Raw genomic sequence first — 18,345 nt, 5'->3', positions numbered from 1 at the left:
CCTCGGCAATTTTTTGCAGTTATAACTGGCCTTTTGAGCGAGTTCACGTCATTCACGCCGAAAACTTGTGAAGTGAGCAGGTGATGGCCGAGACAGCGCGAAAATACCGGCGCGCCCTTAGGAAACCGGTGGTTCTCGTGGGCATGATGGGCGCGGGCAAGACCGCGGTCGGCCGCGCGCTGTCGCAGATGCTGGATGTGCCCTTCCTCGATTCCGACGCCGAGATCGAGGCCGCCGCGCAGATGAGCATCGCCGAGATTTTCGAACGCGACGGAGAGCCCTTCTTCCGGCGCCGCGAAAGCGAGGTGCTGGCCCGGCTCCTGGACGGCGCCCCGGCGCTTCTGTCGACCGGCGGTGGGGCCTTCCTGCAGGACCGCAACCGCCGGATGATCAGCGACAAGGGCGTCTCGGTCTGGCTCAAGGCCGACCTGGACCTGCTGTGGTCGCGGGTCCGCCACAAGGACACCCGCCCGCTTCTGCGGACGCCCGATCCCTACCGGACGCTGGGCGATCTGTTCGAGTCGCGGGTGCCGATCTATTCCGAGGCCGATCTGACCGTGGCGACCGAGCCCGGCTTTTCGATCGACGACACGGCGCGGGCGGTGCTGGACGCGCTGACGACCCGGCCCGACGTGATGGGAGCGAAGTGATGAGTGAAACCGTGCATGTGGCGCTTGGGGCGCGGTCCTACGAGGTGCGCATCGGCCCCGGCCTGATCGAGGCCGCCGGCCGCGAGATCGCGCCGGTCCTGGCGCGGCCCCGGGTGGCCATCGTGACCGACGACAACGTCGGCCCCTTGCACCTGGCGCGGCTCCAGGCGGCCCTCACCGAGGCGGGCATCGCCTCGGAGGCGCTGAGCCTGCCCGCGGGCGAGGCCACGAAAAGCTGGGCGCATCTGCAGGAGGTGGTCGAATGGCTGCTCGCCCAGCGGATCGAGCGGCGCGACGTGGTGATCGCGCTTGGCGGCGGGGTGATCGGCGACCTCGTGGGCTTTGCCGCCGCGATCCTGCGGCGCGGCGTGCGCTTCGTGCAGATCCCGACCTCGCTTCTGGCCCAGGTCGACAGTTCGGTCGGCGGCAAGACCGGGATCAACTCGCCGCACGGCAAGAACCTGGTCGGCGCCTTCCACCAGCCCGCGCGGGTCTTGGCCGACATCTCGGTCCTCGACAGCCTGCCCGGGCGCGACTTCCTCGCGGGCTACGGCGAGGTGGTGAAATACGGGCTTCTTGGCGACGCGGCGTTCTTCGACTGGCTCGAGGCGCAGGGCCCGAAGCTGGCCGCGGGCGATGCCGAGGGGCGGCTTTACGCCGTCCGCCGCTCGGTCGAGATGAAGGCCGAGATCGTCGCCCGCGACGAGACCGAACAGGGCGACCGGGCGCTTCTGAACCTCGGCCATACCTTCTGCCACGCGCTCGAGGCGGCGACGGGCTATTCCGACCGGCTCCTGCACGGCGAGGGCGTGGCGCTTGGCTGCGCGCTGGCCTTCGAGCTCTCCGCCCGGCTGGGCCTCTGCGCGCAGGAAGAGCCGAGCCGCGTGCGCGCGCATCTGAGCGCCATGGGCATGAAGACCGACCTCGCCGATATTCCCGGGCCCTTGCCGGACGCGGCGGGGCTTCTGGACCTCATGGGCCAGGACAAGAAGGTCGTGGACGGTGCGCTGCGCTTCATCCTGGCGCGCGGCATCGGGCGGGCCTTCGTGACCTCGGATGTCCCGCGCGAGACGGTGCTGGCGCTGCTCGAGGAGGCGCTCAGCCGCCGCGCTGCCTGAAGAGCCGCGCCGCGCTCTCGCGGGTGACATATCCCAGAAGCCGCCCCGAGGGTCCGGTCACGCCCACCGCCGGGTATTGATCGAGGAGCGTGATGAGCTGCACCGCCGGGCGGCTCATCGGCAGGCTCGGGGCCTCGGGTGACATGACCTCGGAGACCCGCGCCGCTGCGGGGGCGCGCAGGAGCGCGTCGGGCGTGGCGAAACCGCCGAGCCGCCCGTCGGGCCCGATCACCGGAAAGATGTCCTGCGGGCTCGACCGGGCCAGCTCGGCGGCGGGGCCGGCGGGCGCCTCGGGCGAGAGATGGGTGAACTCGCCGATCATCGCGTCACCGACGCTCAGGTGATCGAAGCGGGACCGGGCGCGCATCTCGGTCAGCTCGGCATTGCCCGCGAAGAAGACGAAGAGCGCCACTAGGCCCAAGAGGAAACTGCCGGTCCAGAGCGCATAGGCGGCAAAGAGGACCGCCAGCCCCTGGCCCAGCCGCACCGCGTAGCGCGTGGCCCGCAGGCGCGGCAGGAAGATCGCCAGCACCCCGCGCAGCACCCGCCCGCCGTCCATCGGGAAGGCCGGGATCATGTTGAAGATGACCAGCAGGATATTGACGCTCAAGAGCCCGCCCATGAGCCCGGCCAGCGTGCCGCCGAGGTCCGTGGCCTGGGTCATCGGCCCGAAGCCCGCGAGCCAGAGCACCAGCGCGATGCCGACGTTGACCGCGGGCCCGGCCAGCGCCACGGCGATCTCCTGGCCGGGGCGCTCGGGCATGCGTTCGAGCCGCGCCAGCCCGCCGATCGGCAGCAGCGTGATGTCCGGGGTGCGGATGCCGTAGCGCCGCGCCATGAGCGCATGGCCGAACTCATGCGCCAGGACGCAGGCGAAAAGCAGCAGGATGAAGGTGATGTTCAGCGCCGCCGCCGCCGGACCGCCGCTGCCCCAGGCCGAGACGCCGATCCAGAGAAGCAGCAGGAAGAATGTCGCGTGGACGCGCAGCTCCGAGCCGAGGAGCCGCCCGATGCGGAAGGACCATGCCATGCGTCTGCCCGTGGTGGTTGTTGCCTTTGTTCTGACATGGGGCCCGGGAGGGCAGAGGCCAAGGGCGGCGGGGTGCGGCGGGCTGTCGGAGCGGGTGCGGCGATGGAATAGGGCGAAGCGAGGCGTGGGTGTGCTGGGGACGCTGCTGCGCGAGATGGGCCGATCCGCCCGGAGGGATAGTGCAGCGTGTTCTGCGATCCGACGGCGGACGCGCCGAAGCCGCGTTTTCTCAGAAAAAGACCCGCCAAGCCCTCGCGCGCCCACCCCAACAAATAACGCCGCGCCCCGAAGCCCGGGACGCGGCGCCTGTGCTTCGCCAGAAGGCGGCGCGGCTTAGAACGGGATCTCGTCGTCGAGATCGCGCGAGGGCGCGCGCGAGCCGCCACCGCCGCCGCCGCCCTGGTCGCCGCCGAAGCCGCCACCACCGCCGCCGCCGTAGCCGCCGCCATAGCCGCCTTGGTCGTCCTGGTAGCCGCCGCCACCGCCGCCGAAGCCGCCGCCGTCACCGCCGCCGCCGCGGCTGTCGAGCAGCGTCAGCTCGCTGCGGTAGGGGCGCAGCACGACCTCGGTCGAATAGCGGTCCTGGCCCGACTGGTCCTGCCATTTGCGGGTCTCGAGCTGGCCCTCGATGTAGACCTTGGAGCCCTTGCGCAGGTATTGCTCGGCGATGCGCGCCAGCGGCTCCGCGAAGATCGCCACCGAATGCCATTCGGTCTTCTCGCGGCGTTCGCCGGTGTTGCGGTCCTTCCATTGTTCCGAGGTGGCGATGCGCAGGTTGCACACCTTGCCGCCATTCTGGAACGTGCGCGTCTCGGGGTCCCGGCCCAGATTGCCCACGATGATCACCTTGTTCACGGATCCGGCCATGACATCCCTTTCTAGCTTTCCCGATTCCGGACCCTGGGGGCCCGCGTCGACGAGAGGTTACACATTTGCCGGATCGACCAAAACCGGGGAATTCACAAGGAGCGGTTAACCCTGACCTCGGGACTCGCAAAATCACGCGAAGCGGGTATAGTCCGCGCCCAGCACGACAGCGAACGTGACAGGGACGGGGGAACCATGGGACGGATGATCGGCGCGGCCGTGATCCTGGCCGTGGCGGCCAGCGGCGCCTCGGCGGATATTTTGTCGACCCAAGGGCGGGCCAAGCTCTTCAGCAGCCAGACCGGCGTGCTCGACAAGCGCGCCTCGGAGCAATACCGCGCCTCGGTGCGGCTGCAGCCCGCACGGGTCAAGACACCGACGAAATGGGACGACGAGGGGCCGGCTTTTCAAGGCCGTTACTCAGGGGCCTATCTCGCCCCGGCGCGGGCGGCGGCGCGGCGGCACGGGGTGCCCGAGGATCTTTTCCTGCGGCTGGTGCAGCAGGAATCGGGCTGGAACCCCAAGGCGGTCTCGCACAAGGGCGCGATCGGGCTGGCGCAGCTCATGCCCGCCACGGCGCGGCGGCTCGGCGTCGATCCGCATGATCCCGGCCAGAACCTCGAGGGCGGGGCGCGGTACCTCAAGGCGCAATACACCCGCTTCCGCTCCTGGCGGCTGGCGCTGGCGGCCTATAACGCCGGGCCCGGCGCGGTGGAGAAATACGGCGGCGTGCCGCCTTACAAGGAAACCACGCATTACGTGAAGGTGATCTGGGGGTCGTGAGCCCGGCTAGGTGCGCGGCGCGGGTGCGTCTGAGCGGCGTTCCGCGCGGCAGGTCCGGCGGATGTCAGCCGCGGATGTGAGACGCGCGGCTCGGGCCCATGCACGGCACAGGGGGCGAGCAGCCCTCAAGCCACCGCCCAAACCCCCGCCTCAGTCCTCCGCCCAGCCCAGCTGGTAGAGATGGATCTCGAAGGCCGGGTGCATCTCGGCCCCCACCAGCCCCGGGCGGTAATGCCGGAACAGCGACCGCCAATAGGGCTGCACTATCACCGCATCCTCGACCAGCATGGTCTCGAGCCGGGCCATGACCTCGGCGCGCTCCTCGGCGTCCGCCAGCGCCCGCGCCTCGTCGAGCGCCGCGTCGAAGGCGGGATTGGCATAGGCGGATTCGTTCCAGACCGCGTTCGAGCGATAGGCCAGGGTCAGCGTCTGCACGCCCAGCGGCCTGTGGTTCCACTCGGTGATCGACAGCGGGAACGCCTTCCAGTTGGCCCAGAAGCGCGAGCCCGGCAGCACCTGCTGGCGCGCCGGGATGCCCGCGTCGAGCAGCAGCGCCACCACCGCCTCGCCGGTGCGCCGCGCCACGCCGTCGTCGAGAGTGACCACCTCGTGTTCGACGGAAATCTTGCCCGACTGCACGATCAGCGCGCGTCCCTGCGAGGGGTTGTAGCGCGCCGGCCCGATGTCGGCGTAATCGGGCTGGATCGGCGCGACATGGTGGTTGGCGGCGACCTCGCCACGGTTGCCGTAGCCAAGTTCAAGGCAGATGCCGTTGTCGATGGCCAAAGCCAGCCCGCGCCGGAGCCGCGCGTCGGCGTAAAGCGGGCGGCCGCCGACCTTGGCCTCCTGGTTGCCGCGCAGGACCACCGTGGCCGAGGTCTGCACCTCGGCGCTGTCCCAGCCCAGCTCGGTCGCCGCGTCGATGAAGCGCCCGACGTTTTCATAAAGCATGTCGACGCGGTCTTCCTCGATCGCCGCCACCCAGGAGGCCGGGTCGCTGCCGAGGTCGATGAACTCCACCCGGTCGAGCGTCGCGGGCCCGAAGCCCGGCACCTTCTCGCCCCACCACTCAAAGCCCTCGCGGCGGACCAGAACCGCGATCTCGCCGGTGCGGATCGTCTCGGGGCGGTAGGGGCCGGTGCCGACCGGCGCCTCGAGCATGGTTTCGGGGTCGAAGCCCGGCGGGATCACCGCGGCGGGATAATCCGCCAGCGCCACCATGAGCGTCACGTCGGGCCGGGCCGGGCGCACCCGCAGCCGCCCGTCGGGCGCGAGGCTGACCGCGCCTTCGCGCAGGCGCTGGGTCTCGGGGTCGACGAGGCTCGAGAGGCTCGCCGACATGACGTTGCCGGGCACCGAGCCGTCGCACCAGTAGTCGAACATCCGCAGGACGTCCTCTGCGGTGAAGGCCTTGCCGTCGGACCAGAGGACGCCGGGCCGCACGGTCAGGAGATACTCGGTGGCGTCGTCGTTCACCTCCCAGTCGCTGAGCAGCATCCCCCGGATCGAGCCGTCGGGGCGGTATTCCACCAGGTATTCCAGCCAGCCGCGGGTGACATTGGCGATATGCGGCCAGTCGGCGGTGCGCGGATCCTTGAGCGCGCGCACGTCCTGCTGGATGCGCAAAGTGCCGCCGCGCCGGCGCTTCGGCGCGGATTGCGCGGAGGCCGGGCGCGGCAGGCCAAGCGCGCCAAGGAGGCCCGCGCCGGCCCCGAGCGCGGTGGCGCGGGTCAGGAACTCCCGGCGCGAGAGCTGGCCCGCGCGGAACTCCGCGCCAAGCCGGGGCAGGGCGGGATGGGCGCGGCTCATGGCCGCCCCGCGCCAAGCGCGCGCCGCCGCAGGGACGAGGGCGTCTGGCCGGTGTGGCTTTGCACGAAGCGGCTGAAATAGGCCGCCGAATGAAACCCCAGCGCCTCGGCCACGCCCGAGATCGGCGGCTCGCTCCGGCCCAGCATCACCCGCGCCTCGTAAAGCTTGCGCTCGGTGATCATCTCGGCGGCGGTCTTGCCTGCCGCCGCCCGGCAGGTGCGGGTCAGATGCGTGGGCGTCACGCCGAGCGCCGCGGCGTAATCGGCCATCACCCGGTCGGAGCGGTAGTCGCGCACGAGGATCTCCGAGAAGCGCCGGGTCAGCCGCTGGCTCGCGCTTTCGTCGGGCCGGTCGGCGGTGCCCTCGGCGAGCTGGCGGCGCAGCCAGACCGAGACGAGCCGCAGATGCGCGCCAAGCGCGTCGCGCAAGTAAAGCCGGTCGCGGCCGATCTCGCGCATCATCGCCTCGATCGCGGCGGTGAGCTCGGCCTGGGCCAGGCTGTCGCGCGAGCGGATGTGTTCGGGGCGCCGCTCGGAGAGGGCGAACATGCCCGAGGGCGCCTCGATCACGCTGCCCAGGACCTGCGGGCCGAGCTCCAGCGCGAAGAGCGTGCCGGCGGGCACGAAGATCGCGTTGTGGCTGCCGTAGCCGCGCATCACCCCGCCGATATTGGCGCGGCCCTGGCCCTTGGTGATCCAGATCAGCAGGTCGGTGTCGCGGTCGTGCAGGTCCGAGAGCCGCCAGGGCGCGCCCTGGGTGAACTGCGCGATGTTCTGGCAGCGCACCGGGCCCGCCTCGGGCGTGGTCTCGTGGATGCGCGCGGGTTTGCGCAGGAAGCTGGGGCCGGCGCTCATGCTCAGGCCTCCGCGCGTTCCGGGTCGAGCCAGCGCCAGCCCGCCATGTTCGAGCGGAACCAGCTGCGCTGGCGCTTGGCGAATTGCCGGGTCTGGATGATAGCGCGGGTCATGGCGTCCTCGAGGCTCATCTCGCCCCTAACATGCGCAATCAGCTCGCGCGCGCCAATGGCTTTTGCCGAGGGCAGGGCGGTCGTGAAGCCCGGCGCGTTGGTCTTTGCCTCGTCGAGCGCCCCTTCGGCGATCATCTGCTCAAAGCGTGTGGCGATCCGGGGGGTGAGCCAGCCCTTGTCGGCGCCGATCACAAAGGCCTGGGCGCGCGCCAGCGGCAAAAGCGGCGGCGGCGTGTCGGCCTGCCAGGCGGCGAGCCCCCGGCCGGTGGCGCGTAGGACCTCCCAGGCGCGCTGCACGCGCATCGGGTTCTGCCGGTCGATGCCGCGCGCGGTCTCGGCGTCGATTTCGGGCAGGAGCGCTTCGGGCCCATCGGCCTCGAGCCGGGCCATGGCCTCCTCGCGGATCGCCTGGGGGATGGGCGGGATCTGCGCCAGCCCGCGCGTGAGCGCCGTGAAGTAAAGCCCCGTGCCCCCGACGAAAATCGGCCGCGGCCCGGCCTCGAGATAGGGGGCGGCCTCGCGCAGCCAGGCGCCGACGGAATAGGGCTCATGGCCCGGCACATGACCATAGAGCGCATGCGGCGCGCGGGCCTCATCTGCGGGCGCGGGGCGGGCGGTCAGCACCCGCCAGTCCGAGAAGACCTGGATCGCGTCGGCGTTCACGATCACCCCGCCCTGGGCCTCGGCGATGCGCAACGCCAGGCCGGATTTCCCCGAGGCCGTGGGCCCGGCGATCAGCACGGGGCGGCGGGGATCAAGCGCGGAAAGATCGATCATCGGCGGAAAGCCTTTGTCCGGGGCCCGCGCCATTGTCATCGGGCGGGAATTCCGACATCTATGGCCGCGATCCTAGACCGCCACAGGGACGGAGCGCAACATGACCGCCAGCGACGAGCACACCACCACCTTCAAGCGCGTGCTCCTGAAGATTTCAGGCGAGGCGCTCATGGGCGACCAGGGCTACGGGCTGCACCCGCCGACGGTCGAGCGCATCGCCCGCGAGGTGAAGTCGGTGCACGACATGGGCGTCGAGATCTGCATGGTGATCGGCGGCGGCAACATCTTCCGCGGGCTCGCGGGCTCGGCCCAGGGCATGGAGCGCACCACCGCTGACTACATGGGCATGCTGGCGACGGTGATGAACGCGCTGGCGATGCAATCGGCGCTGGAAAGCCTCGGGGTCTTCACCCGGGTGATCTCGGCGATCCGCATGGACGAGGTGGCCGAACCCTACATCCGCCGCCGCGCCGTGCGTCACCTCGAGAAGAAGCGTGTCTGCATCTTCGCCGCGGGCACCGGCAACCCCTATTTCACCACCGACACCGCGGCCACGCTGCGCGCCAACGAGATGGCCTGCGAGGCGATCTTCAAGGGCACCAAGGTCGACGGCGTCTACGACAAGGATCCGATGCAGCACCCCGATGCGGTGCGCTACGAGACGGTCTCCTTCGACGACTGCCTGGCCAAGCACCTGAAGGTCATGGATGCCTCCGCCATCGCGCTGGCGCGGGACAACAACCTGCCGATCATCGTCTTCTCGCTCGATGAGCCGGGCGGCTTCCGGGGCATCCTCGCGGGCAAGGGAACCTACACCCGCGTGCAGGGCTGAGCGGGGCCGCGGGCGGGCCCTTGGCGGGCCCGGATTTGCGGCAAATGCCTATACATCCGCCCCTGCCTGTCCTAGAAGGCGGGAGGAAGAAAAAATCATCCGAGCGGGCACTTTACCATGTCAGACGATTTCGAGCTTGATACCGACGACCTGAAACGCCGGATGGACGGCGCGATGAGCAATCTTCGCACCGAGTTCGCCTCGCTCCGCACCGGACGCGCCTCGGCCTCGATGCTGGAGCCGGTCCAGGTCGAAGCCTACGGCCAGATGACGCCGATCAACCAGGTCGGCACGGTGAACGTCCCCGAGCCGCGCATGGTCACCGTGAACGTCTGGGACAAGAGCCTGGTCAACAAGGTGGAGAAGGCGATCCGGGAAAGCGGGCTGGGCATCAACCCGCAGATGAACGGCACGATCATCATGCTGCCGATCCCCGAGCTGAACGAGGAACGCCGCCGCGAGCTCGGCAAGGTCGCCGGCCAATACGCCGAAAGCGCCCGCGTCGCGATCCGCAACGTGCGCCGCGACGGCATGGACCAGGTCAAGAAGGCCAAGGGTGACGGCATCTCCGAGGACGACCAGAAGTTCTGGGAGACCGAGATCCAGGAGCTGACCGACGACTACATCAAGCGGGTCGACGAAGCGCTCGAGACCAAGCAGGGCGAGATCATGCAGGTCTGAGACCTGCGCGAGGGTTCCGCTACGGCCGAGGAGGCGACGCGATGTCCAGGACAGACACAAACGACGCTCCGCCGCGGCATGTGGCCATCATCATGGACGGCAACGGCCGCTGGGCCCAGGGCCGCGGGAGGCCGCGGCTTTTCGGGCACCAGGCCGGCGCCCGCCGCGTCCGCGAGATCGTCGAGGCCTGCCCCGATTGCGGCGTCGAATATCTGACCATCTTCGCCTTCTCGACCGAGAACTGGAAACGCACCCAGGACGAGGTGGCGGGGCTGATGAGCCTCTTCCGCCTCTACATCGCGCGCGAGGCGCGGGCGCTGCGCGAAAACGACGTGCGGGTGCGCTTCATCGGCGACCGGCTCCGGCTCGACGCCAAGCTGCGCGGGCTGATGGACGAGCTCGAGACCATGACCGCGCATTGCACCGGCACCAATCTCACCATCGCGCTGAACTACGGCGGCCGCGACGAGGTTGCCCGTGCCACCCGGCGCCTGGCCGAGGACGTGGCCCAGGGCAAGCTCGCCCCCGAGGAGGTCGGCGAGGAGACCCTGCCGCGTTACCTCGACACCTGCCTGCTGCCCGACCCCGACCTGGTGATCCGCACCAGCGGCGAGGCGCGGATCTCGAACTTCCTGCTCTGGCAGTCGGCTTACTCCGAATACGAGTTCGTCGACACGCTCTGGCCGGATTTCACCGCCGAGGAATTCGCCGGGCTGACGCGCTCCTTCGGCAAGCGCGAAAGACGCTACGGCGCGGTGCCTGCATGAGCCCCAGGGCGCGCTGGAACGATCTTGGCGAACGCTTTGTCTCGGGGGTCGTGCTGGTCGCGGTCGGCCTGGCCGCGGTCTGGATCGGCGGCTTTACCTTTCACGTCCTGATCGCGCTGGTCTCCGGGGTGATGATCTGGGAGCTGGTCGGCATGCTCGACAGCGACCGGGTGCGCACCCCGCGCGTCCTGGGCGCCGCAGCGGGCATCGCGGTGCTGGTCGCCGGAGAGGTGCCCGCGACCACCGCCATGCCGCTGCTGCTTGCCCCGGCCATGCTGGGCTTCGGCCAGATGCAGCGCGGCGGGGTGACCTACGCGGTCTTCGCGGCGCTGATCCTGCTCGCGGGCTACGGCATGATGGCCCACCGCGACGACTTCGGGCTGATCTGGATGCTCTGGCTGGTGCTGGTGGTCGTGGCCACCGACATCGCGGGCTATTTCGCCGGGCGGATGATCGGCGGGCCGAAGTTCTGGCCCCGCGTCAGCCCCAAGAAAACCTGGTCGGGCACCGTCGCGGGCTGGATCGCCGCGGGCGCGCTGGGGGCCGTCTTCGCCGCCCTGACCGAGGCGCATTACGGGCTCGTGCCGCTTTCCATCGCGATCTCCATGGCCAGCCAGTTGGGCGACATCGCCGAAAGCGCGATCAAGCGCCGCGCGGGCGTGAAGGACAGCTCCAACCTCATTCCCGGGCACGGCGGGCTCTTCGACCGTTTCGACGGGATGCTCGGGGCGGCGCTCTTCATCCTGCTCGCCGGGCAGATCGTCGATTTCCCGCCGGGGCTGGCGGGGCCCGGCTGAGATGACGGAGCGGCGGCGCATCTCGATCCTGGGCGCGACGGGCTCGATCGGGCAGAACACCATCGACCTGATCGCCCGCGACCCCGAGGCCTACGACGTGGTGGCGCTGACCGGCGGGCGCAACGTCGCGCGGCTGGCCCATGACGCCGCCCGGCTCGGCGCCGAGGTCGCGGTGACCGCCCATGACGACCAGCTGCCCGCGCTCCGCGACGCGCTCGCGGGCACCGGGGTCGAGGCCGCCGCGGGCGAGGCCGCGCTGATCGAGGCCGCGCGCCGCCCCGCCGACTGGGTGATGTCGGCCATCGTCGGCGCCGCCGGGCTCGCGCCGGGGCTCGCGGCCCTCGAGGGCGGGGCGAAACTGGCGCTCGCCAACAAGGAAAGCATGGTCTGCGCCGGCGCCCTGGTCATGGCGACCGCCCGCGCCAGCGGCGGCAGCGTGATCCCGGTCGACAGCGAGCATTCCGCGGTCTTCCAGGCGCTCCTGGGCGAGGACATCTCGGCCGTCGAACGGGTGGTGATCACCGCCTCGGGCGGCGCCTTCCGCGACTGGCCGCTGGAGAAGCTGGCCGGTGCCACGCCCGAGGAGGCCGCCACCCATCCCAACTGGGACATGGGCCAGCGGATCACCATCGACAGCGCCTCGATGTTCAACAAGGCGCTGGAACTCATTGAAACGCGGGAATTTTTTGGCCTGGAGCCCGGGCAGATCGAAGCCGTGGTGCACCCCGAGTCGATGATCCACGCGCTGGTGGGCTTCTGCGACGGCGGGCTCATGGCCCATGTCGGCCCGCCGGACATGCGCCATGCCATCGGCTTCGCGCTGCATTATCCCGAACGCCGCCCGGTGCCGGTCGAACGGCTCGACCTGGTGCGCCTGGGCCAGCTGACCTTCCGGCCCGCCGACGAGGCGCGCTGGCCCGCGCTCAGGCTCGCGCGCGAGGTGATGGAGACCGGCGGCCTTGCCGGCGCGGTCTTCAACGCCGCCAAGGAACGCGCGCTCGACGCCTTCATCGAGCGGCGGATCGGATTTCTCGAGATGGCCGCCGTCGTCGAACGCGTGTTGGAGCGGATGTCGGCGGAGGGCGGGCTACATCTCGACACGGTAACACTTGATAAGGTGCGTCAGGCTGACGATCTCGCCCGTAGAGCGGCGGATGAGGCCATAGGCTGAGGGGGCTCGCGGTTTTGGATTTCGTGACTTTGATTCCGCAGTTCGGCGGGCTGCTCTGGACGCTCCTGGCTTTTGTCGTGGCGCTTTCGGTGATCGTGGCGATCCACGAATACGGCCATTACATCGTCGGGCGCTGGTCGGGGATCGACGCCGATGTCTTCTCGCTGGGCTTCGGGCCGGTGATCTACGCGCGCGAAGACAAGCGTGGAACCCGTTGGCAGGTCGCGCTTTTCCCGCTTGGCGGCTACGTGAAGTTCCGCGGTGACGCCAATGCTTCGGGCGGCAAGGACGACGCCGCCATGCAGGAGCTGAGCGAGGCCGAGAAGCGCCGCACCATGAACGGCGCGCCGCTCTGGGCGCGGGCGGCGACGGTGGCGGCGGGGCCGGTCTTCAACTTCATCCTGTCGATCCTGGTCTTCACCGGCGTCTTCATGGCGCGCGGCGTGGTCTCCGAGCCAATCACCGTGGGCGATCTGCGCCCGCTGCCTTCGGTGCAACAGCTCGAACCCGGCGACGAGATCGTCGAGATCGCGGGCAATGTGCCGCCGAGCTTCGACAGTTCCACCACCTTCGAGAGCTTCCTGGACGAACTGCCGCTCGAGCCGGTGCTGGATTACACCGTGCAGCGCGGCGGCGAGCGGCTGGTGGTCGACGGGCCCTACGTCTACCCGCCGATCGCGACCTCGGTGGTGCCGCGCTCGGCCGCCGACGACGCGGGCTTCCGGCAGGGCGACGTGATCCTGACCATCGACGGCACCGAGGTCTTCGCCTTCGAGCAGCTGCGCGAGCGGGTCGAAGGTTCCGAGGGCGCGCCGCTCGACCTCGAGATCTGGCGCGACGGCGAGGTGATCGAGACCACGCTGACCCCGCGCCGCACCGACGAGCCGCAGCCCGACAATTCCTTCCGAACGGTCTACCGCATCGGCATCGTCGGCGGGATGTTCTTCGAGCCCGCGACCGAGGCGCCGGGGCCGGGCACCGCCTTCCTCTCGGGCGTGAGCCAGACCGGCGCGATCATCCAGGGCTCGATCTCGGGGCTCTGGCACATGATCACCGGGGCGATCTCGACCTGCAATCTCTCGGGGCCGATCGGCATCGCCGAGACCAGCGGCTCCATGGCCAGCCAGGGCACCACGAACTTTATCTGGTTCATCGCGGTCCTATCGACGGCGGTGGGGCTTCTGAACCTCTTCCCGGTGCCGGTGCTCGACGGCGGGCACCTGTGTTTCTACGCCTACGAGGCGGTCGCCGGGAAGCCGCCCTCGGACCGGGCGCTGCGGGTGCTGATGTCGGTGGGCCTCGCGATCATCCTGTCGATCATGGTCCTGGGCATCACCAACGACCTCTTCTGCCCCTGAGCGGGGGCAGGCCGCGGCCCCGCAAGTGCCCCCGCGCGCTTCGCCCAATTTATGCCAAAATGCGCCCCTAGGGTCGGTGCCCGAGTTTCGACCGGCCCGGGGGCCGGCATCACCAAGGGCATCAAGGCGCCGACATGCAGGCCATACACGACGGATATCGCGGACTGGGACTGATCCTGAACCTCAATTGGGACCGGATTCTCTACGTGCTGACCATCGTCGTCGCGCTTGGCTTCGGCACGCTCCTGGGCTCGCTCCTGCAATGACTTTCGAAGCCCGCGCAGGCTTTTGACAAGGCCCGGCAATCCCGGTACTGACGATCCGAGGGATGTCTGAAGGGAACGAGGCGGGATGTCGATCACGACGAACGCGCGCTGCTTTGGTGTGGCGCTGAGCGAACTAGCGAGAACCTCGACCGTCGCACTTTTTGCGCTGACAGCCTCGACCGCAATGGTCGCGGTGCCGCAAGTGGCCGTGGCGCAGAGTTTCGTCTTCAATTCTGTGCAGATCGAGGGCGCCCAGAGAATCGAGTCGGGCACGATCCTGAGCTACGCGGGCATTCCCCGCGGTGAGCCGGTGTCGGCCGCCCAACTCAACAGTGCCTTCCAGAACCTGCAGAACTCGGGGCTGTTCGAAAGCGTCGAGATCGTGCCCCAGGGCAGCACCCTGGTGATCCGCGTGGTGGAATATCCCACGATCAACCGCATCGCCATCGAGGGCAATCGCCGCATCGACGACGAGGACCTGCAGCCGATCCTGCAGTCCCAGTCGCGCCGGGTCTATTCGCCGACCACCGCCGAGGCCGACGCCAACACCATCGCCGATGCCTACCTCGAGCAGGGCCGCATCGCCGCGCGGGTCCAGCCGCGGGTGATCCGCCGCTCCGACAACCGCGTCGATCTTGTCTTCGAGGTCTTCGAGGGCGGCGTCGCCGAGGTCGAGCGCATCGCCTTCGTCGGCAACCAGACCTATTCCGACCGGCGGCTGCGCCGGGTGCTCGAGACCAAGCAGGCGGGCCTCCTGCGCGCGATCATCTCGAGCGACACCTTCATCGAGGACCGGATCCAGTTCGACCGCCAGCTGCTCGAGGATTTCTACGCCTCGCGCGGCTATGTCGACTTTCGCATCACCGGGGTGAACGCCGAGCTCTCGCAGGAGCGCGACGGCTACTTCGTGACCTTCAACGTCGAGGAAGGCCAGAAATTCTCCTTCGGCGAGATCAGCGTGACCTCGGATCTGCCCGAGGTGGACATCGACGCCTTCCGCCGGGCCGTGACCGTGCGCACCGGCAAGACCTATGCGCCGACGCTGGTCGACCGCGACATCGAGCGGCTCGAGCGCCGCGCCGTCGAGGAGGGCCTCGACTTCGTGCGCGTCGAGCCCCGCGTCACCCGCAACGACCGCGACCTGACGCTGGACGTCGAGTTCGTGCTGACCCGCGGTCCGCGCGTCTTCGTCGAGCGCATCGACATCGAGGGCAACACCACCACGCTCGACCGCGTGGTGCGCCGCCAGTTCGAGATCGTCGAGGGCGACCCCTTCAACCCGCGCGAGATCCGCAACGCCGCGGAGCGCATCCGCGCGCTGGGGTATTTCGCCGACGCCGATGTCGAGGCGCGCGAAGGCTCCTCTCCGCAGCAGGTCATCGTCGACGTTGACGTCGAAGAGCAGCCCACCGGCTCGATCAGCATCGGCGGCAGCTATTCGACCTCCTCGGGCTTCGGTCTGAACCTCTCCTTCGCCGAGCAGAACTTCCTCGGCCGGGGGCAGCAGCTCAGCCTCGGGGTGACCACCACCGCCGACACCGAGCGGTATTTCTTCAACTTCACCGAGCCGGCGCTTCTGGGCCGCGACCTCGCGCTGGGGCTGGGCCTGTCCTACGCCCGCACCACCGAGGACGATTCCGACTACAACACCGAGGTGGCGCGCTTCTCGCCTTCGCTGACCTTCCCGGTGTCGGACAACACCCGGCTGCAGCTCAGCTACGACATCGAGAGCACCGACATCTCGATCCCCGACGCCTCCGAAGTGGGCGGCATCGTTCGCGCCGAGGCGGGCGAAGGGCAGATCCTGAAAAGCTCGCTCGGCTACCGGCTGAGCTATGACACCCGCCGCACCGGGCTGAACCCCGACGCGGGCGTGCTTCTGGAGTTCGGCCAGGACTTCGGCGGCGTCGGCGGCGACGTGGCCTTCGTCGAGACCCGCGCCCGGGCCGTCGCCCAGCGGCTGGCCTTCAGCGAGGAGATCACCCTGCGCGCCACCGTCGAGGCGGGCGCGCTGAACTACCTCGGTGACGACAGCAGCCGGGTGACCGACCGCTTCTTCATGGGCTCCTCGGTGATGCGCGGCTTCGAGCCGGGCGGCATCGGCCCGCGCGAAGTGGGCGCCGGCATCGATGACGCGCTTGGCGGCGATTACTTCGCCGTGGCCCGCTTCGAGGCGGAATTCCCGCTCGGCCTGCCCGAGGAATACGGGGTCTCGGGCGGTGTCTTCTACGACGTCGGCTCGCTCTGGGGGCTCAGCAACAGCGATGACGCCACCGGCACGGTGCTTTATGAGGACGGCTCGCTGCGCCAGGTGGTCGGCGTCTCGCTCTTCTGGGACACGCCGCTCGGGCCGCTGCGGTTCAACTTCTCCGACGCGCTCCAGCGCGAGGACAAGGACCGCGAGCAGAACTTCGAGCTGACGATCTCCACCGACTTCTGATGCGACGCCGCGGCTTCCTTCTGACTGGGTTGGCCGCGGCGGCACTCGCGCCCGCGGGCGGGGTCTTTGCGCAGGACACCGCGCGCGAGGTGGTGCGTTCGCCGATCCTGACGATCGAATCCGACCGCTTCTTCAACCAAAGCGCCTATGGCCAGCGCCTTCTCGACCAGATCGAGGAGGAGGGCCGGGCGCTTGCCGCCGAGAACCGCCGCTTCGAGGCCGAGCTGACCGCCGAGGAGCAGCGCCTGACCGAGATCCGGTCCGAGACCGATCCGGTCGAGTTCCGCGCCATGGCCGATGCCTTCGACGCCCGCGTCGAGGAGCTGCGCCGCCAGCAGGACGCCAAGGCGCGCGAGCTGTCGAACCGCGACGAGACCGCGCGGCGCACCTTCTTCAGCCAGGCCCAGCCGGTTCTCGCCGACATCCTGCGCGAGGCGGGCGCGGCGCTGATCCTCGAGCGCGGCAATGTGCTTCTGAGCGCCAATGCCATCGACATCACCGAGCTGGCGATCCGCCGGCTCGACGCGGCGATCGGCGACGGCGCCGAGCTGGAGATGCCCGCGCCTGGCGCCTCCGAGGAGGGCGGGGCGGCCCCCGAGGGCACCCCGGCGCCCGAGGAGCCCGAAGCCCCCGAGGCCGAAGTGCCCGCGCCCGAGCCCGGCTCCGGCACCGCGCCGCTCTTCGACATGGGCGAGGGCGAGCCCACCCCGGTGGAGTGACGCGCTTGCCACCGCGGCGTGGCATTGCTACCGAACGCAGACCCGACAGCTAAGGCGAGGAAGCGCATGTCCGACGATCTCAAGAGCGCCGATATCCAGCTCATCCAGCGGATTCTGCCGCATCGCTATCCCTTCCTCCTGGTCGACCGGGTGGTGGATATCGACGGTTACAGCTCGGCCCTGGGGCTCAAGAACGTCTCCATGAACGAGCCGCATTTCCAGGGGCATTTCCCTGGCACGCCGATCATGCCGGGCGTGACCATCGTCGAGGCCATGGCCCAGACCGCCGGCGTCATGGTGGGCGTGGCGCTCGATCTCGCCGACAAGAACATGCTGATCTATTTCATGGGCATCGACGGCTGCAAGTTCCGCCGCAAGGTGGTGCCGGGCGACCAGTTGCAGATGCGGCTCGAGACGCTGCGCGGCAAGCCCGGCGGCAAGGTCTGGAAGTTCAAGGGCACCGCCACCGTCGAGGGCGAGCTGGCCGCCGAGGCCGAATTCACCGCGATGATGGACCTCTCCGCGTGAGCGAGGCAAAGATCCACCCCAGCGCCGTGATCGAGGAAGGGGCCGTGATCGGCCCCGGCTGCGAGATCGGCCCGTTCTGCCACATCGGCCCCGAGGTGCATCTTGGCGCGAACAACGTGCTGAAAAGCCACGTCATCCTGACCGGCGACACCGAGATCGGCCCGGGCAATACCTTCTTCTCCTTCGGCGTGATCGGCGAGATCCCCCAGGACAAGAAGTTCCAGGGCGAGAAGACCCGGCTCGAGATCGGCGCGCGCAACCGCTTCCGCGAGCATGTCACCGTGAACGCCGGCACCGAGGGCGGCGGCGGCGTCACACGGATCGGCGACGACGGGCTCTTCATGGCGGGCTGCCATGTTGCCCACGACGTGCAGATCGGCAACCACGTCATCCTGGTGAACAACTGCGCCGTCGCGGGCCATTGCGTGATCGAGGACGAGGTCATCGTCGGCGGGCTCTCGGGCGTGCACCAGTTCGTCCGCATCGGGCGCGGCGCGATCATCGGCGCGGTGACCATGGTCACCAACGACGTCATTCCCTACGGCCTCGTGCAGGCTCCGCGCGGGGTGCTCGACGGGCTGAACCTCGTCGGGCTGAAGCGCCGCGGCGTGGCGCGCAAGGACATCACCGCGCTGCGGGCCGCCTTCCAGATGCTGGCCCAGGGCGAAGGCGCCTTCCAGGACCGCGCCCGGCGTCTCGGCGAGGAGACGGAAAGCGCCTATGTGCGCGAGATCGTCGACTTCGTGCTGAGCGAGACCGACCGCCACTTCCTGACCCCGGGCTGA

19 protein-coding genes are annotated in these 18,345 nt (G+C 69.4%); 14 read left to right on the top strand and 5 right to left on the bottom strand.

What is annotated here, in order from left to right; translation table 11 throughout:
* Positions 1–83: 83 nt before the first annotated feature.
* Both LR948_RS06275 and aroB read left to right on the top strand, forming a co-directional pair.
* The gene (locus tag LR948_RS06275) at positions 84–650 is read left to right on the top strand and encodes a shikimate kinase (protein ID WP_232753124.1); all 567 of its coding nucleotides are present in this window, start codon (positions 84–86) and stop codon (positions 648–650) included.
* On the top strand, positions 650–1,768 hold the full coding sequence (gene aroB, locus LR948_RS06270; protein ID WP_232753123.1) for a 3-dehydroquinate synthase: 1,119 nt from the start codon (positions 650–652) through the stop codon (positions 1,766–1,768). Before LR948_RS06275 ends, aroB begins: the two co-directional genes overlap by 1 nt.
* Here aroB and LR948_RS06265 read toward each other — a convergent pair.
* Positions 1,749–2,798, bottom strand: a complete 1,050-nt coding sequence (locus tag LR948_RS06265; protein ID WP_232753122.1) for a site-2 protease family protein — start codon at positions 2,796–2,798, stop codon at positions 1,749–1,751. The two genes, aroB and LR948_RS06265, sit on opposite strands and share 20 nt — an antisense overlap.
* A gap of 333 nt (positions 2,799–3,131) precedes the next feature.
* Positions 3,132–3,665 carry a single-stranded DNA-binding protein gene (gene ssb / locus LR948_RS06260; protein WP_232753121.1) on the bottom strand — a complete coding sequence of 178 codons (534 nt, stop codon included), beginning with the start codon at positions 3,663–3,665 and terminating at the stop codon, positions 3,132–3,134.
* Positions 3,666–3,860: 195 nt separating this feature from the next.
* Here ssb and LR948_RS06255 point away from each other — a divergent pair, with 195 nt between their 5' ends.
* Positions 3,861–4,448, top strand: coding sequence for a lytic transglycosylase domain-containing protein (locus tag LR948_RS06255; protein WP_232753120.1), 588 nt, complete (start codon positions 3,861–3,863; stop codon positions 4,446–4,448).
* 150 nt (positions 4,449–4,598) lie between these two features.
* Here LR948_RS06255 and LR948_RS06250 read toward each other — a convergent pair whose 3' ends face one another.
* From LR948_RS06250 to miaA, 3 genes are read right to left on the bottom strand one after another with little or no spacing between them, the layout of a single operon-like run.
* Positions 4,599–6,257, bottom strand: coding sequence for an ABC transporter substrate-binding protein (locus LR948_RS06250; protein ID WP_232753119.1), 1,659 nt, complete (start codon positions 6,255–6,257; stop codon positions 4,599–4,601).
* Entirely contained in the window at positions 6,254–7,111 is an 858-nt protein-coding gene (locus LR948_RS06245; RefSeq protein WP_232753118.1) for an AraC family transcriptional regulator, read from the bottom strand. Before LR948_RS06245 ends, LR948_RS06250 begins: the two co-directional genes overlap by 4 nt.
* Before the next feature lie 2 nt (positions 7,112–7,113).
* Positions 7,114–8,001, bottom strand: coding sequence for a tRNA (adenosine(37)-N6)-dimethylallyltransferase MiaA (miaA, locus tag LR948_RS06240; protein ID WP_232753117.1), 888 nt, complete (start codon positions 7,999–8,001; stop codon positions 7,114–7,116).
* A 100-nt stretch (positions 8,002–8,101) separates the two neighbouring features.
* Between miaA and pyrH the strand changes: the two genes are divergently transcribed.
* The 11 genes from pyrH (at position 8,102) to lpxA (ending at position 18,345) form a co-directional block, all read left to right on the top strand.
* A complete protein-coding gene (gene pyrH / locus LR948_RS06235) occupies positions 8,102–8,833 on the top strand; it encodes a UMP kinase (protein ID WP_232753116.1) in 732 nt (243 codons plus the stop codon).
* A gap of 117 nt (positions 8,834–8,950) precedes the next feature.
* On the top strand, positions 8,951–9,514 hold the full coding sequence (frr, locus tag LR948_RS06230) for a ribosome recycling factor (protein WP_232753115.1): 564 nt from the start codon (positions 8,951–8,953) through the stop codon (positions 9,512–9,514).
* A 41-nt stretch (positions 9,515–9,555) separates the two neighbouring features.
* Positions 9,556–10,281 (top strand): polyprenyl diphosphate synthase, encoded by a 726-nt coding sequence (gene uppS / locus LR948_RS06225; RefSeq protein ID WP_232753114.1) that lies wholly within the window; start codon positions 9,556–9,558, stop codon positions 10,279–10,281.
* On the top strand, positions 10,278–11,078 hold the full coding sequence (locus LR948_RS06220; RefSeq protein WP_232753113.1) for a phosphatidate cytidylyltransferase: 801 nt from the start codon (positions 10,278–10,280) through the stop codon (positions 11,076–11,078). Before uppS ends, LR948_RS06220 begins: the two co-directional genes overlap by 4 nt.
* 1 nt (position 11,079) lies before the next feature.
* Positions 11,080–12,249 carry a 1-deoxy-D-xylulose-5-phosphate reductoisomerase gene (dxr, locus tag LR948_RS06215; RefSeq protein ID WP_232753112.1) on the top strand — a complete coding sequence of 390 codons (1,170 nt, stop codon included), beginning with the start codon at positions 11,080–11,082 and terminating at the stop codon, positions 12,247–12,249.
* Between the two features lie 14 nt (positions 12,250–12,263).
* Positions 12,264–13,607: an RIP metalloprotease RseP gene (gene rseP / locus LR948_RS06210; RefSeq protein ID WP_232753111.1), complete on the top strand. Its 1,344-nt coding sequence runs from the start codon at positions 12,264–12,266 to the stop codon at positions 13,605–13,607.
* Between the two features lie 134 nt (positions 13,608–13,741).
* Positions 13,742–13,873: a hypothetical protein gene (locus LR948_RS18855; RefSeq protein ID WP_255702812.1), complete on the top strand. Its 132-nt coding sequence runs from the start codon at positions 13,742–13,744 to the stop codon at positions 13,871–13,873.
* An 85-nt stretch (positions 13,874–13,958) separates the two neighbouring features.
* A complete protein-coding gene (gene bamA, locus LR948_RS06205) occupies positions 13,959–16,313 on the top strand; it encodes an outer membrane protein assembly factor BamA (RefSeq protein WP_232753110.1) in 2,355 nt (784 codons plus the stop codon).
* The gene (locus tag LR948_RS06200) at positions 16,313–17,032 is read left to right on the top strand and encodes an OmpH family outer membrane protein (protein ID WP_232753109.1); all 720 of its coding nucleotides are present in this window, start codon (positions 16,313–16,315) and stop codon (positions 17,030–17,032) included. The genes bamA and LR948_RS06200 overlap by 1 nt, the downstream gene beginning before the upstream one ends.
* A gap of 66 nt (positions 17,033–17,098) precedes the next feature.
* Complete coding sequence (gene fabZ / locus LR948_RS06195) at positions 17,099–17,560, top strand: 3-hydroxyacyl-ACP dehydratase FabZ (RefSeq protein ID WP_232753108.1); 462 nt, start codon at positions 17,099–17,101, stop codon at positions 17,558–17,560.
* The gene (lpxA, locus tag LR948_RS06190; RefSeq protein ID WP_232753107.1) at positions 17,557–18,345 is read left to right on the top strand and encodes an acyl-ACP--UDP-N-acetylglucosamine O-acyltransferase; all 789 of its coding nucleotides are present in this window, start codon (positions 17,557–17,559) and stop codon (positions 18,343–18,345) included. Before fabZ ends, lpxA begins: the two co-directional genes overlap by 4 nt.

The organism is Roseivivax sp. GX 12232 (genome assembly GCF_021272185.1).
Taxonomy (GTDB): domain Bacteria; phylum Pseudomonadota; class Alphaproteobacteria; order Rhodobacterales; family Rhodobacteraceae; genus Roseivivax.
This window is presented reverse-complemented; position numbering and strand designations above follow the sequence as displayed.

Excerpts from the sequence above, each read along its gene's own strand:
- LR948_RS18855 (WP_255702812.1), top strand. The coding sequence starts at position 13,742 with ATGCAGGCCATACACGACGGATATCGCGGACTGGGACTGATCCTGAAC.
- fabZ (WP_232753108.1), top strand. The coding sequence starts at position 17,099 with ATGTCCGACGATCTCAAGAGCGCCGATATCCAGCTCATCCAGCGGATT.
- bamA (WP_232753110.1), top strand. The coding sequence starts at position 13,959 with ATGTCGATCACGACGAACGCGCGCTGCTTTGGTGTGGCGCTGAGCGAA.
- pyrH (WP_232753116.1), top strand. The coding sequence starts at position 8,102 with ATGACCGCCAGCGACGAGCACACCACCACCTTCAAGCGCGTGCTCCTG.
- miaA (WP_232753117.1), bottom strand. The coding sequence starts at position 8,001 with ATGATCGATCTTTCCGCGCTTGATCCCCGCCGCCCCGTGCTGATCGCC.
- frr (WP_232753115.1), top strand. The coding sequence starts at position 8,951 with ATGTCAGACGATTTCGAGCTTGATACCGACGACCTGAAACGCCGGATG.
- LR948_RS06245 (WP_232753118.1), bottom strand. The coding sequence starts at position 7,111 with ATGAGCGCCGGCCCCAGCTTCCTGCGCAAACCCGCGCGCATCCACGAG.
- uppS (WP_232753114.1), top strand. The coding sequence starts at position 9,556 with ATGTCCAGGACAGACACAAACGACGCTCCGCCGCGGCATGTGGCCATC.
- LR948_RS06220 (WP_232753113.1), top strand. The coding sequence starts at position 10,278 with ATGAGCCCCAGGGCGCGCTGGAACGATCTTGGCGAACGCTTTGTCTCG.
- LR948_RS06250 (WP_232753119.1), bottom strand. The coding sequence starts at position 6,257 with ATGAGCCGCGCCCATCCCGCCCTGCCCCGGCTTGGCGCGGAGTTCCGC.
- LR948_RS06200 (WP_232753109.1), top strand. The coding sequence starts at position 16,313 with ATGCGACGCCGCGGCTTCCTTCTGACTGGGTTGGCCGCGGCGGCACTC.
- dxr (WP_232753112.1), top strand. The coding sequence starts at position 11,080 with ATGACGGAGCGGCGGCGCATCTCGATCCTGGGCGCGACGGGCTCGATC.
- LR948_RS06265 (WP_232753122.1), bottom strand. The coding sequence starts at position 2,798 with ATGGCATGGTCCTTCCGCATCGGGCGGCTCCTCGGCTCGGAGCTGCGC.
- LR948_RS06255 (WP_232753120.1), top strand. The coding sequence starts at position 3,861 with ATGGGACGGATGATCGGCGCGGCCGTGATCCTGGCCGTGGCGGCCAGC.
- LR948_RS06275 (WP_232753124.1), top strand. The coding sequence starts at position 84 with ATGGCCGAGACAGCGCGAAAATACCGGCGCGCCCTTAGGAAACCGGTG.
- aroB (WP_232753123.1), top strand. The coding sequence starts at position 650 with ATGAGTGAAACCGTGCATGTGGCGCTTGGGGCGCGGTCCTACGAGGTG.
- ssb (WP_232753121.1), bottom strand. The coding sequence starts at position 3,665 with ATGGCCGGATCCGTGAACAAGGTGATCATCGTGGGCAATCTGGGCCGG.